Origin of the sequence: Leuconostoc falkenbergense, from assembly GCF_014634805.1 — a bacterium.
Taxonomy (GTDB): Bacteria; Bacillota; Bacilli; order Lactobacillales; family Lactobacillaceae; genus Leuconostoc; species Leuconostoc falkenbergense.
Map to the genome: position 1 here is coordinate 1 of NZ_BMBS01000056.1, position 8,484 is coordinate 8,484.

An 8,484-nucleotide genomic window follows, 5' to 3' on the forward strand; every position below is an offset into this window, starting at 1 on the left:
GATATGGACACAATCGCAGGTAGTAACGGCAAGAGTGCAAGATTTGGACTAATCGGACTATTTGAGAAGTTGAGTAATATCCATTTAGATTTACCAGACACCCGTATTGAAGTACCCGACACATTAAGAAGTCTATCGGGTGGGGACAGAATAGACGTTGAAGCCAAGAATGCGGATGCCTTGAGTTTAAAATTCTATGCTTTGTTGTTGTTTGGTGCCAATCAGACACCTAATATAGCCGTCAATGTAGCGTTATCACAACGTATCAAGATTGTACCAGTGACAGCACCAAGAGCCAGAGAACGACCACAGGAACAAGCCAAGCGAGCGTTATTGTGGGATGAGAAACAAGCCGTTAAAGAAGTGGGAGCGTTTGCTTATAGTGTATTAACAGCTTATCAACAAGCCAAGCAACGGGGCAAGTTTTCAACTAGTGATGAGATTGAAACAGCTACAAGGGAATGGCTAGAACGTCAGGACTTAGTCACTACTTTCTTAAAGGATGTTACAAGAGAGGATGACAACCTATATAGTGGTGGCGCTAGTATTTCTCAAACGTGGGACTTATTTCAATTATGGTTACAAGATAACGGCATACACAGCAAGTTACAACGTAAACAGTTTAATATCCGTATGGAGCAGTTAGGATATAAAAAAATAAAGACACGCTCACATCAAACGGGCAAGACGACAGATAACCCCGTTTGGAGTTGGGACGGACTAGATTTGAAGCCATATTTTGATGATTAAGTGGGAATTTGTGCCACGAAAACAGGGGTTGAAGCTATGGTATAAAAGCACTTGTCATCAAAATGTGCTTTTTTTGTACCAAAGCCAAAACGCTGTAATGGTTGGGGCGCAAGGGTTTAACATACCGTGCCACTTGTTCCATTGTTTTTCATAAAAAAAATAAATAAGCCTATATAGTGTGTAGTGTGAAAAAAAGTTGGCACATATGGTACAAAATTCAAAAGCCTTTTATATCAAGGGTTACAGGCTACTATACAGAAAAAACTACGGCACATCATAGGCTTGTTTTTTGGTACGGATGACAAAATTAGCAGAAAACAACCGAAAAGGGGATGAAATGAATTATATAGGTGGCTTTATATTTATAGTATTGATTGGTTATATTTTTGAACAACGGAGACATATTAGGTTTTTAGAAAAGGTCAATTACAATCAAGAGACACGCCACATCATGGCGGACCATGAAATATTTTTATTGAAACACCAGATAGACACATATAAATTTGCGCTAGAGACGTTAGGATATTCTCAAGATAACATTAACAAGGACGACCACACGAAACATGAACCTAGTCCTGAGAAATTACAAGCGCTACAAGAAGAATTTCAACGGCAAGAGAGCATATACCGCAGTAAGAATATTGAATTTGAGACAGAACTAGAATTGAGGGGCGTTGAGTAATGAGCATGTAAATGTCGGCAAAAGTCGGATAAATTACAGGCAAATGTAAGCATAAACCTAATAAAACCTTACTTTTTTTGAAAGGAGTATACATGACAGCAAGTAATAATCATCCCCAGCAATGGGCTACGTGGTTAAAGCGTTGTGAAGCGCACAAATATATCAGTGTGGCGGACAATACTTTTATCAAACGATACGTGAAGACAGGCAAGGTAAAAGGTTATCCCACAGAGCATGGCATGAGATACAATCGTGATGAAATTGATGAAGCTGTTAGACATTATTATGATTAACAATGTTTAAGAAAGTATTAAGCTAAAAACAACATCATAACAGTGTGAAATAATGAAAGCGTGTGAACATGCTTTTTTATTTATCTTTAAACACTGTTTACTTGTTGATAATAAAGAGGTTACAACATGAAGTTACAACAAGTGAATACACCAAAAGGGAAAGTTTGGGAGGTCAATGGCTATTTAATAAACGATAGTCAGCAAGTCAGAATTAAAAAGCGGGGGTTTGATAGTAAACACAGCGCTAGACAATGGTTTAATAACGAGACTGTGTTATTTGATAATGGCGAGAGTAAGTACAACAAAAAAATAGCCCCTAACGTTTTGACTGTTAAAGAGCTATACAATATGTGGCTGGAAACATATCAGTATACCGTTGAAGAAAGCACGTTAAACAAGACTATGAATGTTTTTAACGTTCACATCATCCCCGAATGGGGCGATACATTGGTAACTGATATTAAGCCATTAGACTTACAGCGTTATATTAACACAATGCAAGGCAAGATATTACATTATCGAAAGATAACAGGATATTTTAGACGTTTGTTAAACCTAGCTGTACGCATGGATATGTTAAATATAGACCCGTTTACTAAAATAGAAATGCCTAGAGAGCGCAGACAGCTAAATAAACCAAAGCAATTCATGGATGTTGACGAATTTAAAGCATTTATAGATGTTTTAGATAGCCAGTATAGCCAGATAAACAGACAAGCATACACTTTGTTAAGACTAGGAGCGTTTACGGGGATGAGAACAGAGGAACTTTTAGCGTTACAATGGCGACATATTGAGTTTAACAATGGCTACATTGAAATAGTGCAGGCATTAGGACGTGGCTTTAATGGTGGTACGTATATTAAAGCGCCTAAAAGTCAAACTAGTAAGCGTACCCTCAAAATTGATAATAAAATGTTGGCTGTATTGTCTGATTGGTATGAGTATAGCAAACACAAACAGCCAAACGATTATGTATTCAATAATCAGGGTAAAACATTACAGGTAATGAGACCTAACAAATGGTTGCATGATGTCAGCAATAAATATGGTGTAGCGGTTGGGTTATCCATGCACAAGTTACGGCATACGTGGGCGACACTAGCCATAGAACAAGGGGCAAGCGTTAAACAGGTACAGACCTATCTAGGACACGCAGACGTTGCCATGACGTTAAATGTTTATAGTGATATAACCAAGCGAGCCAGTGATGAGACAGGCAACATATTATCTGATTTGATTGATTAAATGGTACTAAATATAGTACAAACCGCCATGAATGTTGATATAACAAGGGTGTAGTAACTCCCTTCTTCTCCACTAACCATTGAATGGCGTTGTATCAAGTTGTAAAAACCTTGATATGACGCTTTTTCTTATGACAAAAAACAAGCTACTGATTTTCTAACAGTAGCTTGCTTTTTAAATACAAATGAGTTTGAATGTTGGCTATGACTTTTATTGAATCAGATAACTTGGATTCATAGGTTTCCCAGCTTTTAAAATGGTTACGGCTTGCTTTGTGTGCTGCCATTCAGTAGGCAAATACCGGGAGCCAACACCCGATGAATTTAAAAATGAGTAATATTCGTAGAAGGCATGTTTTATTTTTTGATTAGGGTCTAATTTAGTGCCACGGTAATAATTGGCATCTAAATCATAACCTTCCCAGTACATGAAACCTGATGAGACACCATGATCATCGGTTTTAGGGTCAAAATTATTAGCATAAACAGGGCGACCTTTTATCTCTGGACAAAATTGTTCCAAACTTTGCCCTTTTACATCTAAGCCAGCCATCATATTAGCTAATTGTTGACTAGACAAGGCGTTACTCATATCATAGCCTTGCGGATCATTATCTTGTGCTTCGAGTGGGCTATGATCTAAACTGGCAACTGGTTCCAAGCCATCAACTAATCCATGGCGACCCATTAGATTAGCGACACCCCAATGGTTCGTTATGCCACCTTGTTTTTTGATTTGCGCGTCTTTGCCGCCAGCACTACCTAAGACTGCTCGATACAATGGGCAAGAATTGTTCGTCGTAAATGATGTGGCAGCTGCATAATCATAGTAAGTACCTTGGTTTGAAAGACTCTTTTCTTGATCAAATTCTTTTTGATTGTTGTTATAATTTTGTTCGATTTTTTGGCTTAATTCGGTTAATGGGGTTGTGGTATTGCGCTCTACTGCTGTAATTGGTCCATAGGTTCTTGTGTAGTCGTTTGAGTTAGTGCCGATATTTGTAACGGTTAAGCCGAAGAGGTTCACATCTTGTTTCTCATCTTGTTTCTTGACATCCGAATAAGCCGCTAGATCTTTTCTAAGTTTTGTCTCAATTGCTGACGTCTTATCTTGCCAGAATGCGTCATTATGAGTTAGTCGGTCAAAAGCAATAGAAATGGCTTGACAACGCATGGCATCGGCATAAATGCCTAGCGTTGCAACTTGAGTCAGGTACGCCCAATCATCTTTGATGGTTTCGTTCCATTTTTCTCTGTCACTGAATGTTGCAAAATTAAGTTCTCGAGCAAGAGACAAATAGGCAGCGTATAAATTAAATGAATCGTATGACTTGCCTTGTAATGTTCTACTGGTTAAAGCATTGCCAAATTTTTGTACATCACCAACAAATGTTGTGTTTTTGTCTTGTGAAAAACTAACCGTATTGTTTTCTACTTTGCAATCGCCAATTGTGTGATAAATTGCTTTTGTATTATAATCAAATGTTGTTTCATTTGTGTTTTTTCCAGTGAAATATTCTTTAGCATGTAGCTCTCCAGTTAGAGCGTCTGTACCACCGTTAGCGGTTTTGAAATTTTGTTGCATGGTGATTTGTTCTTGAACGAGTGGGGTAATCGTGTTTAAATCGATTTTTCGATTGGTTGTTTTAAAATGAGCTGCTGTTTGTTCTTGAAAATAGTTGAGTGTGTTTTTTAGATCATTGATTGCTTTCATTTCAGGTGATTCTTCCCCCGGGCAGCCGAATCCCATAAATAGTTTGACTAGAGGACCAAACAGTTTACCAAAATCTAACAGTTTAGCCAAGCCAGTCATACTTTCTTTAAAAGCGAGACCTTTTCCGGCTTTCCAAGATTCTTTGGTACTATCGGCGAATGCTGCCGTTGCCCAAGAAGCAGCGGCGCCGATTGCGTTGAGTATATTATCAGTATTATTTTTATACATTGGCGATAGTGGCTTCAAATCAGTATCACTATCAGACTTAGTTGACTTTGAAATTTCCGATAAATCATCATTAAGGTTGTTTATCACTTGCTTGACATCAGCATCGCTATAAACTTTGGTTTTTTGCGCGGCATCAATATCAATGGCATTGATATTGGAAGCAGTTATGACGCTAGTGCAAAAACTTGGGCAGAGTATCAGCGCAATTGCTGATAGCTTGAGTGTTCGAGTGAGTGTGCGTTTCATCATATTCTCCCTGAGTGTTTTGATATAACGATGTGTACTTAATAATAATTTTCTGTACTTAATTAGTGTCTCATTGTTATTTTGTTTTTGTGAAAATATCTGGTAAATTTTTTGTAAATGTGGCATTATTTTTACCATTAATAGTAATTTTAGATTTTAAATGTGATGATATTTTGAATTTTGTTTCGAAAAATGATATCAATCAGAATCAAAAAAACCACGACTTCAAATTTAAGTCGTGGTTTTTTGGTTGTTTCTATAACACCCTAATCATGAAAAATAGATGATTAATCTGTATGTTTTTGGGGGTAATGGGCTTGAATATTATTTTTAATTTGCCAAGCCCAAATTACAGTGCGCCGTCCTAAAAAATAAGACATCCCACCAAATAGCACTTCTATGCCAACACACACCCACCAAAACTGAGTTAGTGGGTGATTAAATAAGCTTGGCACAAACACGATGAACATGTAAAGTGCAATGATAAAAGCACCAAACGTAACAGCCCAGACGACTAGTGCGAGCCAGAATCTGAATCCAAATGGTTTGTCATCATCAACATCAAATAACGTGTCTGAGAATACCAAAATCATGCCAAATAATTCTTCCATAGTAGTTGCCCTTCGAGTTTTTCTTATTGTACCATAAGCAATTGTTATCATGATGAAGTAATTAAACCTTGATATTTTTTTACGCGCAAATCCCCAAATAATGCCATGCTAGTGACGCTTGCTTTACAAGAGCAAGCATGAATTGCTAGTATTGTTCTTAGTGAGTCGGTTACATTAGGAGATGAAAGCTATGAGTTTTGAACAAGATATTAAACAACTAAGGCTACAAAAAAAGATGACACAACAGGAGCTGGCAGATGAAGTTCATGTCAGCCGGCAAACTGTGTCAACTTGGGAAACAGGTAAAAATTATCCTAGTTTGGATGTCTTAAGGCGTTTGAGTGATTTGTTTGACGTATCTTTCGAAAAAATAATGTTCGGAGAAGAAATCGACATGAGAGACAAACAGAAAAGCATTGCTGAAGCAATTGATCAAGATGTGTCATTGAAGCATCGCTATAAGCGGCTCACAATGATACTGGGGTCCATTTTTGTGTTATTGGTATTATGGTTAGGTATGCTGTTGGTTGGTTACCAAAAAGGCATTGATACAATTGACCGCATGAACCCATTTTTGCAATACAAAGTAGCCTATACAAAAATGCCTAGCGATAAAGTCACTAATCCCAATAATAAGACAAACCATGGTTATTGGACAAAATGGTTTTCAGATAATGACATGGGGACGGAGTGGACGAAGCTAACGCTAACAACGGGACTCAACCCCGGCGTCAAAGATCCGTACGTAATGGCTTATCACAAAGGCAGCTACGTTAAAATTGCTAGAATTGTACCGGGATCATCAGTTAGCACCGTCATGAAAAGCAATGTTTCAGCTATCACAAGATTGATGTACTCAAAGGATCATGACAATTTGAGTATGAATTTCCAATCAGTTAAGGATTTAAAAAATAAAAACCACTTTAATAAAATCATTCAAGAACTGGTGGTGCAGTAGGTTAAACAAAAAAATCATTACTGGGGATAATTTTTTTACTTTTATTGAAAAAAGATTAAAAAATTCGGAAAATTCTGCCTTCAGATTGTACTATAATGAGAACTATATAGTAGGTTGATTGAAGAGATTGGGAGGTCAAAATCATGAATGATAATCAGATGAACTATGGTATTGCAGAGAAACATAGTTTTAAAGATGCCCTCCGAAATATTGGTAATATTGCTGCTGTGGGCGCACATCGTTATTATTTTTATGCGGAACACGAGGGCGATACGAGCCAAAATAAAATTTCTAAGAATGACTTGTTACGACTCTTGGTAGATAATAAACAATTACAAAATCAGATTATGGCTAATGAACTGAATATTGACAAGGGTGGTGAATTCACAATGGGGATTGTGAATACCTGCATCGCGCAGAACATCGTTACCTATCTGAATCGCTGACGGGTCGGTTGGCGAACTTGAAAAATAGATAGCTTAATTGCCAATTATATCCACCACCAGTAATGCGTGAGCAAGAATATAATGGCAAAGACTAATAGCGCAAATCCAATGAACTGACAAACATACTTGGCTACGGGATGGCGAGCGTTAAAGCCAATCGCTAAGAAAATTACCCTGACAATCACGCAGAATATAATGGCAAAAAGTACTGTGGTATACATTAACTGCTCCTTTCATGCGACTAATTAACTTAATACTAGCAGACATCTATTTATAATCATAGTAATATGTCCTGCTTTATTTGAAAAATACCATAATCTTCTTATCATCATCTCAAGGTGAAAATTGATGAAATGTTTGATATTATATAGTAAGAAATAACAAAAAATTCATTAATTGGGGAGAATCAAATGTTTCATATTCAGCCAACGCCTATTTCTTGGGTGCTGTGGGCGGCCATGTTTGCCGTGCCTGTTGTCATTATTTTACTAGGTGTCTATGCTTATTTCTTTGGTGGTAAAAAGAGGCTAGGTAACACAATTGCTGTTATAGGTATTATTGTGGCGCTGGTTGTATTCGGCTTAGCAGCGTCGTCAAAATATTATAATTATATCCACTCATCGAGTTACATTAAGTCAAAAAAGACTTACCAGTTGGAATATAACAACAATCAAAAACGTGAAATTGTCATCAAAGATTATCAGGGCAAGATAATCTATCAATATACTGGTTCGTTTAGCTTTGACCGTAACGGACATGGTGTGAATCTGGTTGATAATAAAACAGGTAAGAAAACATCAATCTACATTGGCGACAATGCCACTGTGATTGTGACAGATAAGTAAAAAATTGAGCACGACATAAATTATGTCGTGCTCAATTTTTAGTTTGAAGTATTAGACAGGTTTAGCGACATCTGCACAATTTGTTCACAAATTCGTTACACAGTATTCGAATTTATTTCACCTTTTAGGCAACTTTTCCAGTGATAATGAATACCTAATCTGATTGGGACAAGTGTGCAATGGCTAAATTACCAAAAATTATGTTAATAGGGATAATCATAATCAATTTACTGACACCTTTTGTTACGGTGTCAGCAGAAGGACAAGTTTCTACCCCCCCTCTTGAACATCATGCCACAAGTACCAGTAAGGATAGTGATAGCAAGCGTTCGAGTGAAACCAACACAAAAGAAATAAAACGCCAAAACTCTCTAAACCTCGAAGTAGATAAGGTAGATTGTAAAATTAAACCGAACACTTGAATAAAAAAGCCGCAGCGCCTTTAATGGTAATTGTCTAAAACA

Annotated in this window: 9 protein-coding genes and 1 pseudogene; 8 read left to right on the plus strand and 2 right to left on the minus strand. The window is 37.2% G+C overall.

The genetic code is table 11. The features are described from left to right. The 4 genes and pseudogenes from IEU71_RS09320 to IEU71_RS09335 form a co-directional block, all read left to right on the plus strand. Positions 1-750: pseudogene (locus IEU71_RS09320) on the plus strand (hypothetical protein); the annotation flags it as partial. 337 nt (positions 751-1,087) lie between these two features. Further along, positions 1,088-1,432, plus strand: a complete 345-nt coding sequence (locus tag IEU71_RS09325; protein WP_021210580.1) for a hypothetical protein — start codon at positions 1,088-1,090, stop codon at positions 1,430-1,432. A 92-nt stretch (positions 1,433-1,524) separates the two neighbouring features. After that, positions 1,525-1,725 carry a hypothetical protein gene (locus IEU71_RS09330; RefSeq protein ID WP_080519687.1) on the plus strand — a complete coding sequence of 67 codons (201 nt, stop codon included), beginning with the start codon at positions 1,525-1,527 and terminating at the stop codon, positions 1,723-1,725. Between the two features lie 126 nt (positions 1,726-1,851). Then, positions 1,852-2,973: a tyrosine-type recombinase/integrase gene (locus IEU71_RS09335; RefSeq protein ID WP_004912069.1), complete on the plus strand. Its 1,122-nt coding sequence runs from the start codon at positions 1,852-1,854 to the stop codon at positions 2,971-2,973. 210 nt (positions 2,974-3,183) lie between these two features. Here IEU71_RS09335 and IEU71_RS09340 read toward each other — a convergent pair whose 3' ends face one another. Beyond that, positions 3,184-5,160, minus strand: coding sequence for a hypothetical protein (locus IEU71_RS09340; RefSeq protein WP_004912072.1), 1,977 nt, complete (start codon positions 5,158-5,160; stop codon positions 3,184-3,186). Between the two features lie 287 nt (positions 5,161-5,447). Next, positions 5,448-5,771, minus strand: coding sequence for a hypothetical protein (locus IEU71_RS09345; RefSeq protein WP_004912078.1), 324 nt, complete (start codon positions 5,769-5,771; stop codon positions 5,448-5,450). Between the two features lie 190 nt (positions 5,772-5,961). Between IEU71_RS09345 and IEU71_RS09350 the strand changes: the two genes are divergently transcribed. The 4 genes from IEU71_RS09350 (at position 5,962) to IEU71_RS09365 (ending at position 8,442) form a co-directional block, all read left to right on the plus strand. After that, entirely contained in the window at positions 5,962-6,729 is a 768-nt protein-coding gene (locus IEU71_RS09350; RefSeq protein ID WP_004912079.1) for a helix-turn-helix transcriptional regulator, read from the plus strand. Positions 6,730-6,872: 143 nt separating this feature from the next. Continuing rightward, positions 6,873-7,175, plus strand: coding sequence for a hypothetical protein (locus IEU71_RS09355; protein ID WP_004912082.1), 303 nt, complete (start codon positions 6,873-6,875; stop codon positions 7,173-7,175). 410 nt (positions 7,176-7,585) lie between these two features. Continuing rightward, the gene (locus IEU71_RS09360; RefSeq protein WP_004912085.1) at positions 7,586-8,020 is read left to right on the plus strand and encodes a hypothetical protein; all 435 of its coding nucleotides are present in this window, start codon (positions 7,586-7,588) and stop codon (positions 8,018-8,020) included. A 179-nt stretch (positions 8,021-8,199) separates the two neighbouring features. Continuing rightward, complete coding sequence (locus tag IEU71_RS09365) at positions 8,200-8,442, plus strand: hypothetical protein (RefSeq protein ID WP_036066649.1); 243 nt, start codon at positions 8,200-8,202, stop codon at positions 8,440-8,442. Positions 8,443-8,484: the final 42 nt, after the last annotated feature.